The 22,411-nt window shown below is 60.5% G+C and carries 17 protein-coding genes; 5 read left to right on the top strand and 12 right to left on the bottom strand.

What is annotated here, in order from left to right:
• Positions 1–43: 43 nt before the first annotated feature.
• From leuS to HU750_RS02555, 3 genes are all read left to right on the top strand, one after another.
• Positions 44–2,638 carry a leucine--tRNA ligase gene (gene leuS, locus HU750_RS02565; RefSeq protein WP_186676398.1) on the top strand — a complete coding sequence of 865 codons (2,595 nt, stop codon included), beginning with the start codon at positions 44–46 and terminating at the stop codon, positions 2,636–2,638.
• 555 nt (positions 2,639–3,193) lie between these two features.
• Positions 3,194–3,772: an NAD(P)H-dependent oxidoreductase gene (locus HU750_RS02560; protein ID WP_186676384.1), complete on the top strand. Its 579-nt coding sequence runs from the start codon at positions 3,194–3,196 to the stop codon at positions 3,770–3,772.
• Between the two features lie 166 nt (positions 3,773–3,938).
• Positions 3,939–4,322 carry a MerR family transcriptional regulator gene (locus HU750_RS02555; RefSeq protein WP_186676940.1) on the top strand — a complete coding sequence of 128 codons (384 nt, stop codon included), beginning with the start codon at positions 3,939–3,941 and terminating at the stop codon, positions 4,320–4,322.
• 69 nt (positions 4,323–4,391) lie between these two features.
• Here the strand turns inward: HU750_RS02555 and HU750_RS02550 are convergent, their stop codons facing one another.
• The 11 genes from HU750_RS02550 to HU750_RS02500 all read right to left on the bottom strand — a co-directional run bounded on the left by HU750_RS02550 (position 4,392) and on the right by HU750_RS02500 (position 19,067).
• Positions 4,392–7,001: an efflux RND transporter permease subunit gene (locus tag HU750_RS02550; RefSeq protein ID WP_186676379.1), complete on the bottom strand. Its 2,610-nt coding sequence runs from the start codon at positions 6,999–7,001 to the stop codon at positions 4,392–4,394.
• Positions 7,002–7,034: 33 nt separating this feature from the next.
• A complete protein-coding gene (locus tag HU750_RS02545) occupies positions 7,035–7,871 on the bottom strand; it encodes an outer membrane lipoprotein-sorting protein (protein ID WP_186676365.1) in 837 nt (278 codons plus the stop codon).
• 50 nt (positions 7,872–7,921) lie between these two features.
• Positions 7,922–9,205 (bottom strand): DUF1302 family protein, encoded by a 1,284-nt coding sequence (locus HU750_RS02540; RefSeq protein WP_186676363.1) that lies wholly within the window; start codon positions 9,203–9,205, stop codon positions 7,922–7,924.
• 2 nt (positions 9,206–9,207) lie between these two features.
• Complete coding sequence (locus HU750_RS02535; RefSeq protein WP_186676361.1) at positions 9,208–9,972, bottom strand: SDR family NAD(P)-dependent oxidoreductase; 765 nt, start codon at positions 9,970–9,972, stop codon at positions 9,208–9,210.
• Complete coding sequence (locus HU750_RS02530) at positions 9,969–10,706, bottom strand: SDR family NAD(P)-dependent oxidoreductase (protein WP_186676359.1); 738 nt, start codon at positions 10,704–10,706, stop codon at positions 9,969–9,971. Before HU750_RS02530 ends, HU750_RS02535 begins: the two co-directional genes overlap by 4 nt.
• A 9-nt stretch (positions 10,707–10,715) precedes the next feature.
• Positions 10,716–13,586 (bottom strand): aminotransferase class III-fold pyridoxal phosphate-dependent enzyme, encoded by a 2,871-nt coding sequence (locus tag HU750_RS02525; RefSeq protein WP_186676357.1) that lies wholly within the window; start codon positions 13,584–13,586, stop codon positions 10,716–10,718.
• Positions 13,587–13,630: 44 nt separating this feature from the next.
• Complete coding sequence (locus HU750_RS02520) at positions 13,631–14,836, bottom strand: beta-ketoacyl synthase N-terminal-like domain-containing protein (protein ID WP_186676353.1); 1,206 nt, start codon at positions 14,834–14,836, stop codon at positions 13,631–13,633.
• Positions 14,833–16,131, bottom strand: coding sequence for a beta-ketoacyl-[acyl-carrier-protein] synthase family protein (locus HU750_RS02515; RefSeq protein ID WP_186676351.1), 1,299 nt, complete (start codon positions 16,129–16,131; stop codon positions 14,833–14,835). The genes HU750_RS02520 and HU750_RS02515 overlap by 4 nt, the downstream gene beginning before the upstream one ends.
• Positions 16,128–17,054, bottom strand: a complete 927-nt coding sequence (locus tag HU750_RS02510; protein WP_186676938.1) for a beta-ketoacyl-[acyl-carrier-protein] synthase family protein — start codon at positions 17,052–17,054, stop codon at positions 16,128–16,130. The genes HU750_RS02515 and HU750_RS02510 overlap by 4 nt, the downstream gene beginning before the upstream one ends.
• Before the next feature lie 157 nt (positions 17,055–17,211).
• Positions 17,212–18,486, bottom strand: coding sequence for a beta-ketoacyl-[acyl-carrier-protein] synthase family protein (locus tag HU750_RS02505; RefSeq protein WP_186676349.1), 1,275 nt, complete (start codon positions 18,484–18,486; stop codon positions 17,212–17,214).
• Between the two features lie 11 nt (positions 18,487–18,497).
• Complete coding sequence (locus HU750_RS02500) at positions 18,498–19,067, bottom strand: acyl carrier protein (RefSeq protein WP_186676347.1); 570 nt, start codon at positions 19,065–19,067, stop codon at positions 18,498–18,500.
• A 175-nt stretch (positions 19,068–19,242) separates the two neighbouring features.
• Between HU750_RS02500 and HU750_RS27295 the strand changes: the two genes are divergently transcribed.
• Positions 19,243–19,377 carry a hypothetical protein gene (locus HU750_RS27295; protein ID WP_273029039.1) on the top strand — a complete coding sequence of 45 codons (135 nt, stop codon included), beginning with the start codon at positions 19,243–19,245 and terminating at the stop codon, positions 19,375–19,377.
• Positions 19,378–19,923: 546 nt separating this feature from the next.
• Here the strand turns inward: HU750_RS27295 and HU750_RS02495 are convergent.
• A complete protein-coding gene (locus tag HU750_RS02495; protein WP_186676345.1) occupies positions 19,924–20,439 on the bottom strand; it encodes a cupin in 516 nt (171 codons plus the stop codon).
• A gap of 157 nt (positions 20,440–20,596) precedes the next feature.
• Between HU750_RS02495 and HU750_RS02490 the strand changes: the two genes are divergently transcribed.
• Entirely contained in the window at positions 20,597–22,384 is a 1,788-nt protein-coding gene (locus HU750_RS02490; protein ID WP_186676343.1) for a thiamine pyrophosphate-requiring protein, read from the top strand.
• The last annotated feature ends 27 nt before the right edge of the window (positions 22,385–22,411 follow it).

The following is a 22,411-nucleotide window of genomic DNA, read 5'->3' as shown; positions in this document are numbered from 1 at the left end:
GCGATTTATCGTCGTCCAGCTCCAACAATATCGAGGACCCCCTATGCGACAGCAGTATGATCCTGCCTGGGTTGAAAGCACGGCTCAGGCCAAATGGCTTCGCGATGAAGTATTCAAGGCTGTCCAGGACGAAAGCCGGCCAAAGTTCTATGCCTGTTCCATGCTGCCCTACCCTTCCGGAAAGTTGCACATGGGGCATGTGCGCAACTACACGATCAATGACATGTTGGCCCGTCACATGCGGATGAAGGGCTACAACGTCCTGATGCCGATGGGATGGGATGCGTTCGGCCTACCGGCAGAAAACGCCGCGATGCAGTCGGGCGTATCACCCGCTCAGTGGACACGGATGAACATCGCCGACATGAAGTCGCAGATGCAGCCGCTAGGACTGGCTTTCGACTGGTCACGAGAAATCGCCACCTGCGATCCCGAATACTACAAATGGAACCAGTGGTTTTTCTTGAAGTTGCTGGAAAAGGGCGTGGCCTACAAGAAGACCCAGATCGTCAACTGGGACCCCGTCGACCAAACCGTGCTGGCCAACGAGCAAGTGGTGGATGGCCGGGGTTGGCGATCCGGAGCGCTCGTCGAGAAACGCGAGATTCCCGGCTACTACCTGCGCATCACGCAGTATGGAGAGGAACTGCTGTCGGCCATCGATACCCTGGAGGGTTGGCCGGACATGGTCCGCAGCATGCAGCGCAACTGGATTGGCAAGGCCAGTGGAGTCCGCCTGGCCTTTGTCCACACTGTCGAAGACGCAAACGGGCAGTTGATCGACGCAGGCAAGCTGTGGGTGTTCACGACGCGCGTCGATACGCTGATGGGTGTGACGTTTTGTGCCGTTTCACCTGATCATCCGCTGGCCAAGCGTGCCACGGCGCTCGATCCAGGGCTCGAGCCGCAGGTGCAGGCGTGTCGACAGGCGGCACAGACCAGCCCCGCCGCCGGCGCGCAGGCGAAGCTCGGTATCCCGAGCGGCTTGCACGTCGAGCATCCATTGACCGGCGAACCGGTCGCCGTGTGGATCACCAATTATGTGGTTGGTGAGTATGGGGAAGGCGCCTTGATGGGGGTGCCGGCCCATGATGAGCGCGATTTCGATTTTGCCCGTCAGTATGGCTTGCCCGTACACCCCGTCATCGCGCTCGACGGGGCTCCTTATGACCCTGCAGCCTGGTCGGATCGCTACGGCAGCCAGGAAGGTCGCCTGATCAACTCTGGCGTCTATGATGGTCTCACGGTGGAGCAAGCTGCCCTGGCAATCGTTGACGCCCTGGCCGAGCGTGGGCGTGGCGAGCAAGCCACCACGTGGCGCCTGCGTGACTGGGGAATCTCCCGGCAACGATACTGGGGAACTCCGATTCCGATCATTCATTGCGAATACTGTGGCGATGTACCAGTACCTTACGCAGACCTGCCGGTAATATTGCCGACCGATTGCATTCCCGACGGAAGCGGCAATCCGTTGCTGCGGCGTGAATCGTTCCGCCTCGTCGCGTGCCCTCGTTGTGCAGCACCCGCGCAACGGGAAACGGACACAATGGACACCTTCGTCGACTCGAGCTGGTATTTCATGCGCTACTGCGATCCCGACTGCCACACTTCGATGGTAGGGCCTGGCAACCGATACTGGATGCCCATCGACCAGTACATCGGCGGCATCGAGCATGCGGTGCTGCACTTACTCTACGCCAGGTTCTGGACAAGGGCGATGCGCGACGAGGGATTGGTGGACTTCAGTGAACCATTCAAGAATCTGTTCACTCAGGGCATGCTGCTGCGGGAAAGTTATTACCGCAAGGCGCAGGACGGTAGCCGACGATGGTTCTACCCCTGCGAAGTATCGGTTCAATACGATGAAAAAGGCCGTCCGGTCAGCGCGACAGCGATCGAAGATGGCTTGCCTGTCACCCTGGGTGGCGTGGAGAAGATGTCCAAGTCGAAGAACAACGTGGTCGAGCCCAAGGACATCATCGACCGGTTTGGTGCGGACACCGCCCGGTTGTTCACCATCTTCGCCGGCCCCCCTGATCAAAGCACGATCTGGAGCGACACCGGTGTCGAAGGGGCTTATCGCTTCCTGCGCCGTCTCTGGAGCTTTGCCGTTGATGAGCAGGCACGCTGGAGCGAAAGTGACGGCCAGGCGGCAGACGCCACAGAAGCCAGCCGTGTGCGCTTCATGACCCATGACTTGTTGAAGCAAATCAATAACGATTATGAGCGTCTGCAATACAATACCGTCGTATCGGGTGCAATGAAGATGCTCAAGGTACTGGAGAGTGCCCGCAGCGTTGGTCACCAGGTCTGCCGGGAAACCATGGCCATTCTCTTGCAGGTGCTGCAACCTGTGACGCCACATATCTCCCAGGTTCTCTGGGAGGCATTAGGATTCCCCGGCGCGATCTACGACAGTGCCTGGCCGACCCCGGACAGCGACGCCTTAAGGCAGGACGAAGTGAAGTTGATGGTACAGGTCAATGGCAAGCTACGGGGGGAGATTCTGGTCCAGGCCGATGCCGACCATGACACAATCCGTGACCAGGCGCTGTCCGATCCTGTGTTGAGCAAATATCTGGAAAGCGCAGGAAGGATGATCGTAGTGCCTAACCGATTGGTGAACTTCATCGTCTGACCATTCAGGTTGTCCCCTGAAACCAGAAAGCCGGCTTTCTCAGGAAATGTCGGCTTTCTGGTTCAGGCCTCAGTGGAAAACGTGTGCATCCCACCCACTGACTGCTGCGACGCGTAGCGACTGGGGTGAGCCCAAAGCATAGGCTGCGCGACTGGGTGAGGGATTGCACGTTTGACAGCGGCCCCCCCCCTTCGGTGCGTCCACTGTAATCCACTCGTAGCAGCTGTAAAAAAGCGTACATCTGGGGATACAAAACCAACTCCCCATTCATAACCTTTTGATTTATATGGATTTCCAAATTTTTTTTGGCGACCCTGACATTCTTTAGGGAAACTCCAAACAAGTCACCCAGCACCCGGCAACGGCTGACTTCTGGGCTTTCCCGCTGCGCGATCGCCACCCGTTAGTGTGGTGATCTGCGCCCGCTGATTCGACGGTTTGCCGGGTTACACCCGAGCGCTGCTGGACTGTTTGCCTCTACCGCTAACCGGCAAGGCTTGACTCTACCGTTAGGGGCAGACTTTACCCTTGGCACTTCATTATGTGGAGTTCGTCATGAAGAGCAAACGCATGCTCGTAATCCTCGGCCACCCTTCGAACGACAGCTTTTGCGGCGCTGTGTCCGAACGTTATGTCGAGGCCGCCACGCAAGCAGGCCATGAGGTGCGCCTGCTGCGCCTGGACACCCTGGATTTCGATCCAGTCTTGCACGATGGCTATAACCAGATCCAGTTGCTTGAGCCCGATTTGATCGACGCACAGAACGACATTACCTGGGCCGAACACCTGACATTGGTGTACCCGATCTGGTGGGGCGGCATTCCGGCGTTGCTCAAGGGGTTTTTCGACCGCGTGTTTCTGCCAGGTTTTGCCTTCAAGTACCGCAAGGGCTCGCCCTTCCCGGATAAGCTGCTCAAGGGCCGCACGGCTCACCTTCTGGTGACCATGGACACGCCGCCGTGGTACTACCGGTGGGTGTATCGCATGCCGGGCCTGCACCAAATGCGCAAGACCACCCTAGAGTTCTGCGGCATAAAACCCCTGAAAACCCTGACCTTCGGTCCGGTATTGGGCTCCAAGCCGGAACAGCGTGAAGCCTGGCTCAAACAAGTCCAGGCAGTCGCCAGCCGCTGATCGGCCCGGTCGGGCCGTGCCCCTGCGCTGCGCAACCGAGCCTCCCTGCTGTGACACCTTGTTCAACTTGGCTTCCCCCCCCCTTGACGCTTGTGCAAAGATGTCGCGCGCCTGCACGAGCGCGCGACATCTTTTCGCTTCTGATGCGTCAAAAAAAGGGATTTTCATGTACATCGGCAAAGCCGCCCAGCTGTCGGGCACCACCGTCAAAAGCATTCGACATTACGAAGAAATAGGCCTGTTGCCCCCTCCGCAACGCGAAGGCAAGTACCGCATCTACAGCCAGCAAAGCGTAGAGCTGCTGACCTTCATCAAATGCGCTCAGCAACTCGGTTTCAAGCTCAAGGAAATGCAGGCCATTCTGCAGGATCATCGCGGCCAGGAGCTGCCCTGGGATCTGGCCATGCAGGCCATCGATAACAAAAAGCAGGAATTGATGGGGCAGATCCAGGCCTTGCAGCAAGTGCATGACGGCTTGGTTGAGTTTGAGCTGAGCCTCAAAGATGCTCAGATGCAATGCCAGTTCGAACACTTGGCAAAAGCCCGCTGAATCCGCACCGCCGCCCCTGAACGGCCATGGCGCCCCGCGCCGTTTTCAGCACGCAGGCGCCCCGGCGATTTACCCTGGCACCGTCTCACCCCCCGGCTGCTCGCCCTCTTGCACGGCTGGCTGCGGCACAATCGAGGCAAAGAACCACGGCGAAATCAGCGTGACCAACAAAATGGTCATGAAGCCGCTGGATGACAGCGCCAGTATTACCAATACACCCAAGTCAATGACGGGTTTGTAGGCGGAGAACAGCAGCGCGACAAAGCCCATCGAGAAGATCACGACGTTGACCACCGTCGAGCGCCCGACGCCCTGCATGGCCGCCAGGATGGCCTCGTCGATCTCGATGCCCTTGTGCACCAGCATCTTGATCCGTGACAACAGGTGAACGGCGTAATCCACGACGCCCACCACCAGGAACGTCACCAGTGTGGTACCGATGTTCAACTCGATATCCAACAGGTACATGCTGCCGTACACCGTCACCGACGTGGTGAGCAACGTCAGCATGCCGAGGATACCCAGGCGTACTGACTTGAGCCAGAACATCATCATCAAGGTCACGGCCAGCAACGCCAGCGAGAAGCTCAGCACCTGACCTTGGGTGATTTCCTGCAACACCCCGGTCCATATGTACGGCGTACCGGCATGGGTGACGTGCAGGTTGGCCGGTTTGTTGATGACCAGCCAGGCGTCCAGTTTATCGAGCATCGCCTGGTAATCGCCCGCCACAGAGGAGGTCATGGTAAACAGCGTCACCGCCTTCGAGTAATCGGCATTGAGCACGTTCTGCAAGTCGGTGCCGCCACCGTTCTCGAACATCATGATGTGTTGCTCGATGAGCGAGTTGCCGTCGACATCGAAGGTCTCCGGGTTCCCGTCATCATCGACCACCGTCACCTGCTCCACTGCCTGCGGCACCCGCAGGAAAGCAGGGTTCATGTCGTTGAGCACGAGGTTCATGCGCTTGATGTAGGTCGCCACCGAATAGGTGTAACTCACGTTCGGCTGGGCCTTGATGAACTGGTCCAGACGCTCGAGGAACTGCACGGTTTCAGTGGTCAGCGCGCCACGCGGAGTCTTGGTGTCGAAAGCGATCCAGCCCGGGGATGTACCCGCGACTCCGGCCCGGTTGATGAACTCGTCGGACATCCGCACCGGGCTGTCCTTCTTGAAGTAGGCAATGCCCGAGTCTTCGATATCTACCTTGAACGTGAACACCGTCATCATCGCCAACAACGGCAGGGTCACCAGCAATACAGGCTTGCGCCAGCGAATCAGCCAGGCACAGAACACCACCAGATAGTGGGAGATCAGCGACTCTTTGAGTTGCACTTTGCGCGGTACGGCATCTTTGCCCCAGATCGAAATCCACGCCGGAATCAGTAGCAACGAGATGATCAGCGCCGCGGTCAGGCCGATGGACATGAACACGCCAAAGTTGCGGATGCTGACAATGTTGTTGGTAGTGGAAATCAAGAACGTCGCAATAGTCGTGACCGTTGTCAGAACCACGGGCGTGACCATCAGGCGCTGGGTTTCACGGTTGGCTTCGCGGAACGACTTACCCGAATTGAGCTGTTCGTAATACTCGGCCATGACGTGGATCGCGTCGGCACAACAGATGGTGAACAGGAACACCGGCAAGACACTGGTGAGCAAGTCCATCGGCACACGCAGCAACGCCATCAGGCCAAGGGTCCAGATGGTGCAGAACAGGATATTGAACAGCGGCAGCACCACGCCAAGTGGTTTGCGAAAGAAGAAAACCAGCAGAGAGGTCACCAACAGGAACACGATCGGGAACAGCATCGCCAGGTCGTGATCGATGATTTCCTGCTGGGCCGCGATGAAGATCGGCATGCCGGCGATAAACACCTCATCGGTGAACTCCGGGTGAGCGGCCTGGTACTTCGCGATGATCTCACGGACCTGGTGATAGGCACGCAACTGGGCCTGAGCGTCGTCCTGTTTGGTGCCCAGTTCGGCGACGACCATGGCGACTTTCTTGTCCGCCGAAACGACGCCACCGACCATCTGCTCATTGCCCATGATCTGCGCTTCAACCTTGATCGGGTCCATATCCAGCGCGTGCAGGGTCTTGTGGATCCACAACTCGCCATCGGCACTCAAGCTGATGTTTTCCAAGTCAGCCATCGAGGCCATTTCCTGGATCGGGTTGAGCCGCTCGGCAAGAAAGCTCAGGAACTGCAGGTCATGGCTGTCCCAGTGCCGGGCAATCCCATGGTCGCGCAGCGCTTTGGCGGCAGCGTAATCGTTCTGCGAAAAACCCTCGGCGAGGATCTGCACCAGCAAACCCTGGGCATCAGGGTCGCCACTGTGGAGGCCGACGATGCGCTGCAGTTCGACACGGTCCTCATCGTTCGCCAGCATCAACTGGCGTATGGCCTGGGACAGCTCGAACTGGGCGTTCAGCGACGTGGTGTTGAAGACACTCTCCGGGTTGCTCAGCGCCACCATGACCGAGTCATACGTGCCGGTGAACTCACGCTGCAAATCAATGATCGTCTTGCGCGCCGGGTGAGTGTCCTTGAGCAGATACGGATTGGTGTCCGACATCAGCGCGCCGAGGGTGTAGGTGAAGTAGGCGGTGATCGCCACCAGCACGAACACAATTGCCCGCGCATAGCGCTCGACGAAGTTCAGGTATCTTTCCATGAATGAAGGTTCCAGATGAATCGAGAGCGGCGCTTAGCGGGCAGACACGGCGTATTCCGGCAAGTCGCCGGCTTTCAGCCCCCGCTTGATCGCGGTCTGCGTGAACAGGCGGTCGTCCAGCGCGACGTTGTACTGCAACTGGTTGAAGCGCAGCTGAGAGCGCGTACCGGCGATGAAGTCCTCGGTTTCGCTGAGGGTAATGCTGTCGATCTGGTCGATGGTTTCAGTCTTCAGGGTGCGCATCTGCTTGAACATCACGCCTTTTACATCGAAGAAGTCCTGGCGTAATACCAGTGAGTTCTTCTTATCAACCCAGACCTTGAGCTTGTTGTAGCCGGTCTTGGCCAGAACGGCAGGCGTCGCCGGCTCACGCTCGATCACGTAGCAATCGCGGCCCTGCAACTGCTCTTCGCCAACCAGCGTTTGGCGATAGTCTTCGGCGCGAATCTTGTCGAGGTCGGCATAGGAGTAGTCGCTACCCATGAACGCCCCGCGTTTGTCGGTGGTGGAAATCCTTCGGGTCTGTCGGCTGACCGGCAAATACATCCATTGGCTGTCTTCGAGGCCCAGGGACTCGCGCGGGTTTTCGATGTGGAAGGCGACGTCACGCACATCACTCGGCGCGGAGAAATACATGGTGAATTTGTCGCTGTCCGGGTAATCCTTTTGCAGGTAGCTGAACTCGCGGATGCGGCTGTTACCTTGCTTGTCGATCAGGATCAGGGACACCTGGGACATGAAGCTCTTGCCGTCATCGCGGTCCCGGGCCTGGCGAATGATGTCGTCGGCCGTGCGTGTTTCAGCTGCCAGGGTGGCAGCGGCGCTCAGCAGCAGTGCGCTTACCGTCAGGGTCTTGAAGATGGGCAACATCGCGATTTCCTTTTCATTGTTTGAGTGGTTCGCACACCGCACCGGTGTGGTCAGAACAGATAACCGGCGGACAAGCGCACCTGGTCGCGGTTGGCGTACGCACCGAACTGGCGGTCGGGCTTGCCGAAGAACACATCGACTTCGAGCCCCAACTTGAGCCAGTCCACCGGTTTGTAGGTGAAGATCCCCTGAACGAAACTGTCGTCCTGCGCTGGCGGCGACATGCCGAAAACCAGACGGGTCTTGAGGCGATCCTGGAACTGCGAGCCTTCGGCAGACACGGTGAACAGGTCGTCGCGTTTGTCCTGGACCATACCGGGCTGCCAGTCGAGCAGCCGCTGATGTTGCCACTGCGTCGAGATCAGCCAGTCCCGCAATAGGTAATCGACGCCCAGCAGCGACTTGGTCATCGCCGTCTGGTCGCTGCCGTAAGCGCGGTAAGGATGGGTGACGCGCCAATTGTCGAAGTAGGCGACTTCACTGCGTACCACGATGCTGTGGCCGGCATCGATGGCCACACCGGCGCCGCCCATGGAATAGCGGGGGAATTGCCGTTCGAGGCGAATCAGGCCCTCTTCGGTCTGGCCTTCGACGGCGTAAACCGGGTCCTGTTGGCGGGCGTTGAGGGCAACGAAGCTGACATCCACCGTGCCGATCCGGCCGTTGGCACTGGCGCCGTAACCGAAGCCACTGTGACCGTCATAACCGGGCCGCGAATCGACCACAAACATCTGCGGATCGGGCGTGGCAAAGATCGGTGCATCGAACTCGCTGCCGACGGCCGGCGCCTGGTTTTTCACAAAATCAGTGATCACCAGCGCTTCCAGCTCCCACTCGGCGACCGGCTGCACTAGGCGAATCATCGGCACGGCGATGCGGCTGTCTTCCAACAGACCGATCACACCCTCGCGATAATCCAGCGGGTTGATCTGATCGAGCACCCGTAATTCATCTGCACGCCCCCACACCACTTGCTGCCAGCCCACCGTCAGCTCCCCGTCACCAACGTAGAGCCCCCAGTAAAGGTGCCGCCAATCGGCAGTTGCCCGGTAATCGTCCCGGGCTTGCGCGCTGTATGGGTTGTTGCCGTCATAACGGAAGTCGTAACGGGCTCGGCCCTTGGCCTTGTAGTAGCCGCTGTCCCAGGCATCCTCCAGGCTGAACTTGAGGTACACGGCCTTTTGCGTGACCTGGTCGTCACCGTGCAGACGCACGGCCGTGGCAACGCCGATCTCCGCTTCATGATGCGCCGGCAACCACTCGGCAATCGCCACTGGCGAGCCGAGGCTGACCAGCGCGGCCAAAAGGCCGCGGTTCAATTCCAGTCGAGCCATGGCTACATTCCCAACCCGGCACCGCCGTCGATCATCAGGCTTTGCGCCGTGACACCACTCGCTTGCGGGCTCGCCAGATAACGGACCATGGCCGCCACTTCGTCGCCCTGAATGAAGCGCCGCAGGGGCAACTTCTTCTTGGCATTGCGCAGGATTTGCTCGGGGGTGATCCCGGCGATGCGCGCTTGAGCCGCCAATTCGCCTTGCAGCATCGGTGTGTCGATCCAGGCGGGCAGGATGGCATTGACGGTGATTCGTCGTGGCGCCAGGTCCAGCGCCAAGGCTTTGGTCATGCCGATGATGCCGTGCTTGGAGGCGCAGTAAGCGGTGTTGCGGACCTTGCCCGCTCGGCCGAGGATCGACGACATGTTGACGATCCGCCCACCATCCGCCATCAGTGGCAGGCACAACGAGGTGACGTAAAAGGTGCCGTTGAGGTTGATCGAAATTACCTTGTGCCAGTTGTCGAGGTCTTCGGGTTCGTTCTCGTCGCAGACCCCGGCGCTGTTGACCAGCACATCGACAAAGCCGACCCGGTTGGCCAGGCCCTTGAACAGCAGTTGCAGGCTGGCGAGATCGGCGATGTTCGCTTGATGGGTTTCGATGCGAGCGGCAAATTCGCCCTCGGTGACCCACCTCTGCAAGGTTGCCAGATCCCGATCAAGCAAGATCAAAAGGTGCTCGGCCTGTGCTGCAAAATTTTCCGCGACGGCGCGGCCAATACCATTGGCCGCGCCGGTAATCACAATCGTGCGTGCCTCGCTCATAGCATTTTCAATCCGCCGTTGACGGACAAGACTTCGCCCGTGACGTACAGGCCGCGCTCGGCCAGATACAGCACCGCGTCGGCAATTTCTTCAGGCCGGGCGAACCGTTTGATCAACAGCCGCGACTGGATTTCCTGCTCATGGGCGCCGACCAGGGCTTCGCTCATGTCGGTGCTGACGATGCCGGGCGCCACCGCGTTGACCCGGATGTTGCGCGGCGCCAACTCCACCGCCAGTGCGCGTGTCAATGCGTCTACACCACCTTTGGCGGCGGCGTAGTTGCTCTGGCCCTTGCCGGGCTTTTGCGCGGCCACCGAACTGAGGTTGACGATGCACCCGCTGCGTTGGCGCATCATGCAGGGCAGCACCTGCTGACAGCACAACAACGTGCCGACCAGGTTGGTCTGGATGACCTCGGTGATGTCGCTCAACGATTGCGTGGCGAGCAAACCGTCACGGGTAACACCGGCGTTGTTGACCAACAAGTCGATACGCTCGAAACGTTGCTCGACCCGTTCAAAAAACGCCTGAATGCTCTGCGCATCCTTGACATCACACTGCACGGCCAGGCACTCCCGGCCGAGCCCTTCGACCTGCGCTTGCAAGGCAGCGGCTGACGCCTCGTCACGGACATAACTGAAGGCAACCTGATAACCCGCGCCGGCCAGGGCCAGCACGATGGACTTGCCAATGCCGCGGCTTCCGCCAGTCACGACAGCTATTTTCTGAGCCATGACCGCTCCTTAAAGTGAGTTTTGAGTTTTGAATTGCGCGAGGGTGAAGCCGTGGGTCGCGGCGAGTGCGCGGACCTGCTGAACTTGCTCACGGCTGATATCGCCGTAGGAACCGTGCTGGCTCATACCAGACAAGCCCATCAACACCGACTCGGCCATGCACGCATACAGCTGGCCTTTTTTCAGGTAGGCCCGCACGTTGGGCGCCAGGCCGTCGTCGAACGGCGTCTGGACGATGCCGCCGTGCATGTAGAGCACGTCTTCGCGTTGGCTCGGCAGGCCTTGATGGACGTTCAGCGGCACGGCGATATCGCAAATCACGCTGCGCTCGGCGAAATGTTCGGCACCGAGGAACGGCTGAGGCGCATTGGCAGCGCACAGGACGATCCGTGCGCCCTTGAGGGCGTCGAGATCGTTGGTGACTGTGATGAAGGCGTTCGCGCCAAGGCGCTCATCCACCAGACGGGCGATGTGCAAACCGAGGTCGGCTTTTTGTCCATGTGAGTGCAACAAGCCACGAAAACCTTCAAGGGTCAGCAGTCGCTGCGCCAACCGGTCGTGTTCGGCCGTGCCTTTGAGGATCGAACGGGCCGCGTCGGCGTAAATCTGTTGCGCAGTTTTCTCCAGGCGCCGAACCGAGCCGTCACGACCGCTGCCAATTAGAATCAGGTGATCGACGGTGGCGGACAGCACCGAAGCATAGGTCGACGCAACGTTACCGGCGGCACCGACAACGGCAGCAGTTTGCTCGCGCAGTGCCAGACCTTGCTGTACACAGCCTTGCTCGATGGCTTCGAGCCCCATGCCGATGGTCAGGGCATTGCCGGACGTCAACGCCATGTCGGCAATCTTCAGCGCTTGACAATTGTGGGTGACGATCGAGGTGTACATCCCGAGGCCGGCGATGTTGCAGCCATCGGCGCGGGCATCGGTGACACGTCTGCCGACTTCTTCGCGGATGCTGTCCAGGTCACCGCTGAGGATGTACTCGGCCATGGCATCCGAATCCAAGCACAGCGGGTACAAGGTGAACTCCACCGCCATGCCGAGGCGCGACCGAATGATCACCGGGCCGACTGGCACAGCGCGGCGTTCAGGCTTGGTGCGGTTGATGAACGTGCGTTTTTGTTCCGGGCTCAGGGCTGCCAGCGAGGGATCGACGTCACCGAGGATATCGGCATCGATCAGGTGGTTGATGAACGCTACCCGAGCGACGACTTCGACCTTGGCATCGATGTTTTCAACGGGCTCGGCCACCCGAAAATCGTCCTGACGGACTGGCACGGCGGGAATCGAGTCCGCGCAGATACCTGCCGCCAACGGCAACGCATCGCCACGGCGCAGCATGTCGCAGACCCGTTGCAGGGCACCGATCAGCCCGTCGATTTCGCTCAAGGTGATACAGGCTGGCGGCTCCAGGCGAATCACATTGGAATTGCTGCCTGACGGTGCTACCCGCAACGCTTCGAATTGCAACAGGTAACCGGCGATCAAGTAACCCAAGGCATCGTTGTACTGGGCCGACGCCTGTACCAGCGAGCTGCTGACACTCAAGTCGTGCAATTCCAAACCCACCAGCAAGCCACGCCCGCGCACATCGGCGATCACATCCGGATAGGCCATCTTCAGTTCATTGAGCGAGGCTTTGAGGTAGGCGCCCTTGGTACGTACGTCTTTGAGCATCGCGTCGTCATTGGCGAACAACCGGCGCAATGCCGACAGCGCGATATGGCAGGACGGATCGTCCTCGGCGAAGGTCGAGCTGTGGATGTAGCTGAACTCGCCTTCGTAGTGGCTGCTGCGGATCACCGTCGCGGCGATCTTCATCAAGCCGCCGCCAAGGGCCTTGGACAGGCAGTAATAGTCGCCTTGCAGGTTGAACTGGCTGCTGGCAAGAAACGTCCCGGCGCGACCAAAACCCGACTGCACTTCATCGACCACCAGCGGGCATTGTTGCTCGTTACACAGCCTGCGCAGCCCCAGGTAGAACTCGGCCGCGAACTCGTTGATACCGCCTTCGCCCTGAATCGGTTCCATCAACACGGCGGTAATCGCACTGAACGGCAGTTGCAGCACGTTCAGGTGTTCGCCGTCCCATTGCAGGCTCAACCAATGGTGCGTGTGCCGGGCCGGCAATTCCTGCAACTGATGAGGCTGCTGTGGGTCGATGAACTCGACGTTCAGACCAAAACGGGCAAACGGCGCGCGGTACTGACGGCCATAGGTCAGTTGCACGGTATTGACCAATTTGCCGTGGAAGCTGCCGCGCAGGGCGACGAATACCGGTTCGATGTGCAACTGCGCCAGGTTGTGTTGGCGAACGGCTTCAACCACCTGACGCAAGGTCACGCTGTTCAGGGTGGCCGGCAAGACACCCGCAGGCAGGTCGAGGTCGGCCACATCTAGCTCGCGGTAAGCGCGTTCGCTGGCGGTCAGGCTGGCCAGGGTGAAATCGATGTCGTCGAACTGCTTTTGCAGGCTCTTCTGGCGACGGAACTCCGCGTGCTTGACGGCAATTTCCACCGCCTCCGCGCCACTGTTGGAGAAAGTCGAAATATAACGTTCGGTGTTCTTCAGTTCGCGATTGAAGGCGTCGCTGAGCTCTCGCCCCAATTGCCCGGCCGCACCGCGGATCGACATTTGTGCGTTGAATGGCACGTCGCTGCGCAGCAGCGCACATAGCTGATCGACGAATTGTGGGTCGTTGTGGCCGAACAGTGCCGCACCGTAACCGCCGAGAAAGTCGGTGACCGTGACCATGTCGCCCTTGGGGTTGCGGTAGAACAACTGGCTACCGAGGGCGCGCTGAAACTCACACTCCAGGCCCAGTGCCTGGAGCAGGCCGACGAATTTGGGCCGAACGAAATCGCGATAATCCATGACAGTCATATCCCTTGACGATAAAAAAGAGGCGGTAGTCAGCGTCAGTCTTGAGTGACCTGTGCGCTGTAGAGCACTTGATAGGCGGCGCTGAATCCGTTGTCGTCACGGTTCAGCACCAGGCAATGCGCAAGGCTCGCGGCATGGGGCGCACCCCGAATAAACGGCAGGTTCGCCACTGGCTGCTGCAAACCGGCGATCGGCGGCACGCTTTGGGCCTGCAATGCGCAACGCGCAAGTATCAGATCCACCAGGCTCGGCGCCGCGCTGAGAATGCCGTTGATCGCCAACCCGCTGGTGATGTGGGAGGCGCGCGCAAGGGCCAGCGTCTGGCACAACACGCGGTCTTTGTGCGCATCGCCGGTGCCGCTGCACACCAACACATCAGTTGCGCTGTCGGGCAGGCTCAAGCGACCGAGGGTGGCATGGGCCGTCATGTCGGCGAGGCACGCCTGAGGACCGGCTGGCAGGTCTTCGCGCCGGCGCAGCACCAATGCTGCAGCGCCCTCCCCGGCAATGCCGCCGGTGCCCCGAAGGTCAAACGGCAGCAGAGTGTTCGAGCCGTTGGCGCTGATCACCCCCGCCTGGACCAACCCGGACAGCGCCAGGGCATCCAGCTCGCTGCCCGCACCGACAACGATTGCCGCGTCAATTCGGCCATCCTGCAAAGCGGCCGTAGCCTCACGCAAGGCTGCCAGGTTGCCGGCGACACCTTGCATATAGGCGTTGCACTCCCCCACCAGTTTCAGCGCCAGGCTGGTAACACCCAGCAAGCAGTTGCTCAAGCCTTTGAGCACCAGAAAAGGGTCCTGGGCACGGTCTTGCAGGATCCGTTTGGCGAACGCCGCCATGTCAGCGACGCCGTCTTGCCGACAGCCGAGCAACAACTCGGCATAGGATTCCAGAGACGGATGGGTGTAGCCGCCCTGACAGCAATACAAACCGAAACGGACATCCGGCTGTTCATTGGCCAGGCCTGCTTCTTCCAACGCCTGACGTACCGCGCTGACACCCCAGATCACTGCCGGCGTGCAGTAACGCTGAAGGTTTTGCGCAAGGTCTTGTCGGCTGCGTTGGTGGTCCTGGTCCTGAATTTGGCCGAACGCCACCACCCGTTCGCTGCTGAACCGTCGGGCGTTCAGCGCCGTAATTGCACTGCGCCCTTCGTTCGCGGCCGCCCAGAAAGACTCGACACCCCAGCCGCTGGGCAACACGCAACCCGCACCGGCAATCGCGACCGCCTGTTTCATCGCGGCGCCTCCCGGTACTTGCCCAGCGCCAGTGAAGTGTTGAGGCCGCCGAAACCGAAGGAGTTGCTCAAGGCAACGTCGACCTTGCGCTTGACCGCTTGATGGGCGCAGTAGTCGAGGTCGCACTGTTCGTCGGCATCATGCAGGTTCAGGGTCGGCGTGACCCGATCATCCCGGCAGGCCAGGGCCGTGAGCATGAACTCCGGTGCTCCGGCGGCCGCAATCAAGTGGCCGAACTGGGACTTGTTGGCCGTCACCAGCAACCGCCGATAATGTTCGCGCTCGGCGAACAGGGTTTTGATCGCCAGGGTTTCGGCGGCATCGTTGAGGGGTGTCGACGTACCGTGGGCATTGATCAGATCGATCTGTTGCGGCTCCAGCCCGGCATCTGTCAGGGCCGCCTGCATCGCCAGCACCGCTCCCCGGCCCTGCGGGTCGGGTGCGGTGATTTTGTAGGCATCCAAGCTGCTGCCGAAACCCAGCACTTCGGCGTACGGCGTTGCCCCTCGGGCCAGCGCCCGTTCGAGGGTTTCGAGCACGACAAAACCACCGCCTTCACCCGCAATCAAGCCACTGCGATGGCGGTCGAACGGCCGACACAGTTCGGTGCCCCAACGCTGTTCGCTGCTGGCGGCGCCGAGCAGATACAGCGCGGTCATGGTGTCCAGGCTCAGCACCGAATCGGCGCCCCCGGCAATGGCCAGCTCGACCTCGCCGCGACGGATCATCTGGAATGCATTGCCGATGGCCTGGGAAGCGCCCGCGCAGGCGCTGCTGATATTGATCACCGGGCCTTCACTGCCGATGCCATCGGCAATCACCCGCGCAAGGCGGTCGTTGCTCTGACACAGTGAACTGTCAGGATCGACCTGCGCCTGTCGCGCCATCAATTGAGCCCAGGACGGCGCCTGCGCCGGGTCATCCGCCAGGCTGAGCAGCATGTCCTGCAAACGATGAGCAGGTGCGCCGGACGCTGACAATACCGCCGCGCCACGCAGCTGTTCGGGGCTCAGGCCACTGTCAGCAATGGCTTGGGTGGCCGCGAGCCAACCAAAGCGGGTGCGTTTTTCCAGCGACAACCCCCAGGCCGGATGGTCTTTCAAGTGTGCCGGCATCAAGCCCATATCCACGGGCGCTGCGTAACGCACAGGGAACGCACCTGCCTCTACGCCTTCCGGTTGCCATGGCCGAATGCAATGTTCGCCGGCCAACATTCTTTGCCACATGGACTGCCACTCGAAACCGAAGCCGGTGACGGCGCCCATGCCCGTGATCACGATCCGTGTGGGGCTCATGGGTAACGCTCCATTGTCTCTGTGTCCGACGACGTTCTGGCCAGCAGCACCGCGCCCCAATGCCCGCCTCGGCTATGTTCGAGCAACAGCGTGTAACGGCTGCAGTCCAGTGCCCAGGTCACAGCGATTTCGCTGAGCAAGGCGCTGGCGCCCAAGTCACCTAGCAACGCCTTGGAGTGTTCGAGGGTGTGCCCCGATAGGGCAAACAACGCCGCAATCTGCGGATCCTGTACATCGGCGACGACTTGCCCGACATCGCTGAGACACAGTTTTTCGTTCCTCAAAGCACGCTCAATGACGTCGCGACCAACCGCCAGTCCACGCTCGGGTTGCGCGCTGTAACCACGGGCAAACCCGGCAATACGCAACACAGATTGAGCACCGCTGCCCGAGTGGGTCGTCAGCAACAGTGCCGCAGCACCTTCGCCGAAAACCCACGGGCTGGGGTTCACAGGTGGGTGAGTAGCTTCACGCAGGTACAACGCCGGGGTGATGTTCGGACTGCTACTGACGACGACGGCAGCATCGGCGCGGCCTTCGCTCAGATGGGCGGCGGCCTCCATCAAGGCATCCAGCCCTGCATTGCCCTGGGAGCAAAACCCGCCCATGGGCCCCTTGCAACCCAAGGCCTCAGCCACGTGGGCCATGACGCTGCTGTTGAGCATCATCAGCGCATGCAGGGGCGGTGTGTGGGCAAAGAATTGCGCCAACAGATCTGCCGGTTGTGCGCCAATGGCCTGCACTGCATCCCAGCACGAGCTGGGCCCATCCACTTCCGGAATGGCAGCGGTCAATGCAATCCGCTCGTCGGGCAAGTCCAGCCCACGCAAGGCTTCGGCGAGACGGCCGGCGCAATACAGCAGGCGCGCGCCCTGAGGCTCGAGGCTGCGGGACAATTTGCGGTCGTACACACCCGCCGGCAAGGCGGGCGCTGCGACACAATGGGCCAGGCGTGCCGGGTCGAAATCCAGCGGTTGCGCGGCCTGAGGTTGACTGTCACGAGACGCACATTCAGTACCGGCGGCGTTGAGTACCGACGCAGCGGTGATATAAACAGCGGTTGAATTGGATTCGGTCATGTCATGCCCTGCCCAGCACCAACGAACTGTTCACGCCACCAAACCCGAAGGAGTTGGAAAGCACGACATTGATCGGTTGCTGCAACGGTTCGCAAAGGAATTTCAACTCCGGAAATTCGGTTTTTTCCGGCTGAAAATTGAGGGTCGGCAAGGCCACGCCCAACTGGATGCTCATCAACGACAGCACCGCCTCAATGGCACCACTGCTGGCCAACGAATGCCCTACGGCAGATTTGTTAGCGGTGAACGTCATCTGCTCCAGGGTTTCGCCGAAGACCTGCGCCAGGCCCAGGGCCTCACAACGGTCATTGGCCTGTGTCGACGTACCGTGAACATTCACATGGTCCACCGCCGCGCTGGTCAGTTCGGCATCGGCCAGGGCCGCCGTCATGCAGGCGGCATACTTGCTGCCGTCGCGGCTGCTGGAGGTGATTTTCTCTGCCTCGCACTGATTCGCGTAACCCAGCACCCGGCCCAGCGAACAGGCCTGACGACGCTCGGCATGCTCGCGGGATTCCAGCACCAACAGCGCCGCCCCTTCACTCAGCACAAAACCGCAGCGCTCCGGCATGAACGGCCGGCTCTGTTCTTGTGGGGAAAAGTCCGTTCGCTGGCAGAGTGCACCCAGCCCATCAAAGCTGTAGTAGGACAACTCATGGGCCATCAACTCCACTGCGCCACACAACGCCAGGTCGATCTCGCCACGGGCGATCGCTCGATAGGCGCTACCGATGGCCATGGTGCCGGCGGCACAGGCATCGGAATGTGTGGAGATATGGTCACGTATACCCAGCCATTCGGCGAGATGGCGGGTTTGCTGATCAACCCGCCGGGCAAACGCCCCACCGCTGAGGGTGTGGTTATCCAAGTACTGGTCGAGATCGACCCGCCCCTGATCGTCCATGTAACGGCTGGCGTCCCGCAAATCACCGCTCACGCAGTGTTTGTTGGCCCCGACGAAAATACCGCTGGCGACTCGGGCAAATGCGCCGTCGGCCAACTCGGCATGGGCCAGCGCCTGACGGGCCACGTAATGCGCCAGCCATTCCTGGCGGGAGGTGGTCTGCAGGTCGCCCGGAAAGGCCGCCGCGATGACCTGCCATTGTTGCTCATCGATAAATCCGGCCGCCGGGTTTGCAAACCCCAGTTCGACAAACGCCGGGTGCTGGCGAATGCAGGAACGGTTTTCGCTGATCGTCGTGAACAGCGAGGCAGCATCCAGTGCCGTGGGAGCCACCAGGCCATAGCCGGTGACCAGAACCTCTCGGACCTGCATCAAGGCAACCCCTACGCCGAAGCCTTCAACTGGGTGGCCGCGTACTGCTCAACCAACTGACGCGAGATCGAGTCACCGTCCAGAGGGGTCAGGCGAGCACTGCAACCGCCACACACCACGTGTTTGCGTTCATTGAGTTGGGCATGAACCGCGCCACACTCAGGGCAGGTCTCGGGGAGGTAGTTGAAAACGTTATGGCATTGCTGCGCCCAGTTACGCACGGTGGTGGCCGAAAAGACATCGCCCGGCTGCATGCCCGCGTGCAACTGGCCCGGCGCATAAGCGCTGAGGCTCTGCTCCAGCAAGGCCACGCCGTCCTGCGTGATTCGGCCTTTATCGACAAACCGGGTGGCGTCGCCGAACACCGCTACCGCGTGATCCAGCACGCTGGTTTTCGGCAAGGTGCAACCGTACTGACGGCCCAGCTGGAAGCTCAGGTCGACGATGTCCAGCGAGTCGGCGCTGAGGTCGTCAACGAGACTGCTGTGCTCTGCCACGTCGCTCTTATCCAACACCAGCAACTGCGCAAGAATCTCCTGTGTACTGCTGATAACGCTGTCCAATTCCAATGGATTGTTCATTGATTGCTTCCCTACAAAAGCCGCATTGAATGAATAAAGTCATCGGGCCAAAAAAGCTGTTTTCAGGCCAGATCTATCGAGGGCCGGGAGTCTAAAGTCTCCCCCTAAGGGGAGAGTCAACGTGCCATCATTGCTTTTTGTGAGAAATCCCGACGCGCCCTGAAACCTTTGATTCATGCCGCTCAATGGTGCTTGGAGAGGGATCGTAAACAGCAAGATCGAGCGGTTCGAGCACACCTCGCTGACCATCGACGAAGACCGCTACCTACGCCTGGTGGCCTATGCCAAGTTACTGGACCAAACGCCGTAGATTGTTGAAGTGCCGGCCTATAGCAGGGCCTTCCGTCGCTCTGCGGGCACCCTCTGGCGATCAGCAGGCCGAATAGAGGGTGAACAACCAGAAAAGGCGTTCCGCCATGAAGCCAGCAAAACCACATACATTACTGCTCGCGTTGTGCCTGAGCCTGGGCGCCCCCCTTGCCTTGGCTGCCACAGACCTGAACGATCAGCGCGCCCCGGGCACACAATCCCACGAAAATGGGCACATGAACGGCCAAGGGGATGCGACGGGCTCAGGAACACCAGGCGATAGCATGGGTACCGGTGATGGCGGTACTGATGACAATGGGACGGACAACACCGGAGGTGACGGTACCAACAGTGGCTCGGAAACCGGCGGTAATGGCTCTGGTGATAGCGGCACAGGCTCGGGCACTGGAAGCAGCGGCCCGGCCGGTAGTGGATCAGGCTCAGGTTCCGGCCGTTAACTGAAATAGCCGATGGCGATGGGTGACTCGTTCATCGCCTATCTGGCGACCCTGAGAGCGTTTCAGCGCAAGCCCCGTTACACGCGCACTTAACGCCAATGCGTCATCAATGCACCGCGGATGCCACTGACCGGGTCTTGCTCAGGGCGCGGCACCATGGCGATGCACGCCAGCGCGCGCGGGTGGGCGGCGCTGTCGGGCTGCTGGATGTCGTAGTCTTCCTGCCCGTGTGGATAGGCGCCGACCACCAGAAAGTCATCGCTGCATTCAATGCACCGATGGCCCGTGCCTGCCGGCAGCACCAGCACATCGCCGCACTCTACGCTGACGCTTTGCCCAGAGGCTCCGCCAAGCGTCAATCGGGCCTGCCCGCAAGCAATGCCCAGCGCCTCATGAGCGTTAGGGTGAAAGTGGTGATAATCGAAGATCCCGTCGCGCCACAGCGGGGTCCATTGGTGAGCCGCAAACAGTGCTTCGAAGGCACGGGCATTATCCACCGACGGATCAAGCGTCAGCCGATAGAACAGCACGGGGAAACGGCTGTTCGGCGTAGCGCCGTCGTCCTCGAAATACAACGCCTGTACGGCGGCATCTGCTGTGTTCATGAGCGTCACGATGCGCATCCTGATCGGTTGATGGGTTCAGGTTCGAACCCACCCGCTGTTGCCAAGTTCCAGCCGGCAGACGGGTGCGCATACCGTTGAAACTTTCCCGACACCTGCCAAGTCCAGACCCCTATCGATCACTAAACGGGAGCAGGTAATGACCGGCACGGTAGGCGACTTTCTGGTGGAGCGTTTGTATCAATGGGGCGTGCGGCGCATCTTCGGGTACCCCGGCGACGGCATCAATGGCGTGTTCGGCGCGCTGAGCCGGGCCAACGGCAAGATTGAATTCATCCAGGCCCGCCATGAGGAAATGGCCGCCTTCATGGCCAGCGCCCATGCCAAGTTCACCGGCGAGCTCGGTGTTTGCATCGCGACCTCCGGCCCGGGCGCCTCGCACTTACTGACCGGGCTGTACGATGCACGCATGGACCATCAGCCAGTGCTGGCCATCGTTGGTCAACAGGCCCGTGCAGCACTGGGCGGGCACTACCAGCAGGAGTTGGACCTGCTGTCCATGTTCAAGGATGTCGCCGGTGCCTTCGTCCAGCAGGCCTCTACGCCAGAGCAGGTGCGCCACCTGCTCGACCGTGCAGTGCGTACGGCCGTCGGCGAACGCCGGGTCACCGCTGTTATTCTGCCCAACGACTTGCAGGACCTGCCCTACAACGAGCCCCCGCGGGCTCACGGTACGGTGCATTCAGGCATCGGCTACAGCAAGCCGAGGGTATTGCCGTTCGACGAAGACCTGCAGCGCGCCGCCGCTGTACTCAACGCCGGGCGCAAAGTGGCGATACTGGTGGGTGCCGGCGCCCTGCAGGCGACTGAGCAAGTAATGGCGGTCGCCGAACAACTCGGCGCTGGCGTGGCCAAAGCGCTGCTGGGCAAGGCTGTGCTACCGGATGATCTGCCGTGGGTCACCGGGTCGATCGGCTTGCTCGGCACCGAACCCAGTTATCAGCTGATGAGCGAATGCGACACCCTGCTAATGATCGGCTCCGGCTTCCCCTATTCCGAGTTTCTGCCCAAGGAAGGCCAGGCACGAGGCGTGCAGATCGACCTGCAACCCGACATGCTCAGCCTGCGCTACCCGATGGAGGTCAACCTGGTCGGCGATGCCAGCGAAACACTGCGCGCACTGTTGCCGTTACTTGAATACAAGACCGAACGGCGCTGGCGCGACAAGGTGCAGACCTGGCGTGCGCAGTGGGACAAGACCGTGGCCAAGCGCGCCCTGGTCAAGGCTGACCCGATCAACCCGCAACGTGTAGTGCATGAGCTGTCCCCTCGCCTGCCCGACCACGCCATCATCACCAGCGATTCCGGCTCCTGTGCTAACTGGTTTGCCCGCGACTTGCAGATTCGCCAGGGTATGCAGTGCTCGCTGTCCGGCGGCCTGGCTTGCATGGGCGCAGCCGTGCCTTATGCGATTGCTGCCAAGTTCGCCCACCCGCAACGGGCTGTGGTTGCCCTGGTGGGCGATGGGGCGATGCAGATGAACAACCTCGCCGAACTGATCACCGTGGCCAAGTACTGGCAACAGTGGGACAACCCACAATGGATTTGTGCTGTGTTCAACAATGAGGACCTCAATCAGGTGACGTGGGAGCAACGGGTCATGGAGGGGGATCCCAAGTTCGAAGCGTCGCAGTCGATCCCTGACGTGCCCTACCATTTGTTCGCTATTTCCATTGGCCTGCAAGGTATCTACGTAGACCGCGAAGAGGACGTTGCCGCTGCGTGGGAGCGCGCGCTGGCTGCGGATCGGCCGGTACTGATCGAGTTCAAGACCGACCCGAACGTGCCGCCCCTGCCACCGCACATCAAGCTGGAGCAAGCGAAGAAGTTTGCCAGTACCTTGCTCAAGGGCGACCCCGACCAGGCGGGCATCATCGTCCAGACAGCCAAGCAGGTGCTCGGCTCGGTGCTACCAGGCAAAAAGTGATGGGCACGTCGGCTAACCGGCTGAACG

The sequence above is a fragment of the Pseudomonas sp. SWRI50 genome (genome assembly GCF_014269095.1).
Taxonomy (GTDB): Bacteria; Pseudomonadota; Gammaproteobacteria; order Pseudomonadales; family Pseudomonadaceae; genus Aquipseudomonas; species Aquipseudomonas kermanshahensis.
The sequence above is the reverse complement of the archived record's forward strand: the minus strand, read 5'-3'. Positions and strand labels throughout refer to the sequence as shown.

What these genes read in the sequence shown, in the direction of transcription:
- leuS (WP_186676398.1), top strand. Translation starts at nt 44, where the DNA reads ATGCGACAGCAGTATGATCCTGCCTGGGTTGAAAGCACGGCTCAGGCC.
- HU750_RS02560 (WP_186676384.1), top strand. Translation starts at nt 3,194, where the DNA reads ATGAAGAGCAAACGCATGCTCGTAATCCTCGGCCACCCTTCGAACGAC.
- HU750_RS02555 (WP_186676940.1), top strand. Translation starts at nt 3,939, where the DNA reads ATGTACATCGGCAAAGCCGCCCAGCTGTCGGGCACCACCGTCAAAAGC.
- HU750_RS02550 (WP_186676379.1), bottom strand. Translation starts at nt 7,001, where the DNA reads ATGGAAAGATACCTGAACTTCGTCGAGCGCTATGCGCGGGCAATTGTG.
- HU750_RS02545 (WP_186676365.1), bottom strand. Translation starts at nt 7,871, where the DNA reads ATGTTGCCCATCTTCAAGACCCTGACGGTAAGCGCACTGCTGCTGAGC.
- HU750_RS02540 (WP_186676363.1), bottom strand. Translation starts at nt 9,205, where the DNA reads ATGGCTCGACTGGAATTGAACCGCGGCCTTTTGGCCGCGCTGGTCAGC.
- HU750_RS02535 (WP_186676361.1), bottom strand. Translation starts at nt 9,972, where the DNA reads ATGAGCGAGGCACGCACGATTGTGATTACCGGCGCGGCCAATGGTATT.
- HU750_RS02530 (WP_186676359.1), bottom strand. Translation starts at nt 10,706, where the DNA reads ATGGCTCAGAAAATAGCTGTCGTGACTGGCGGAAGCCGCGGCATTGGC.
- HU750_RS02525 (WP_186676357.1), bottom strand. Translation starts at nt 13,586, where the DNA reads ATGGATTATCGCGATTTCGTTCGGCCCAAATTCGTCGGCCTGCTCCAG.
- HU750_RS02520 (WP_186676353.1), bottom strand. Translation starts at nt 14,836, where the DNA reads ATGAAACAGGCGGTCGCGATTGCCGGTGCGGGTTGCGTGTTGCCCAGC.
- HU750_RS02515 (WP_186676351.1), bottom strand. Translation starts at nt 16,131, where the DNA reads ATGAGCCCCACACGGATCGTGATCACGGGCATGGGCGCCGTCACCGGC.
- HU750_RS02505 (WP_186676349.1), bottom strand. Translation starts at nt 18,486, where the DNA reads ATGCAGGTCCGAGAGGTTCTGGTCACCGGCTATGGCCTGGTGGCTCCC.
- HU750_RS02500 (WP_186676347.1), bottom strand. Translation starts at nt 19,067, where the DNA reads ATGAACAATCCATTGGAATTGGACAGCGTTATCAGCAGTACACAGGAG.
- HU750_RS27295 (WP_273029039.1), top strand. Translation starts at nt 19,243, where the DNA reads ATGCCGCTCAATGGTGCTTGGAGAGGGATCGTAAACAGCAAGATCGAG.
- HU750_RS02495 (WP_186676345.1), bottom strand. Translation starts at nt 20,439, where the DNA reads ATGAACACAGCAGATGCCGCCGTACAGGCGTTGTATTTCGAGGACGAC.
- HU750_RS02490 (WP_186676343.1), top strand. Translation starts at nt 20,597, where the DNA reads ATGACCGGCACGGTAGGCGACTTTCTGGTGGAGCGTTTGTATCAATGG.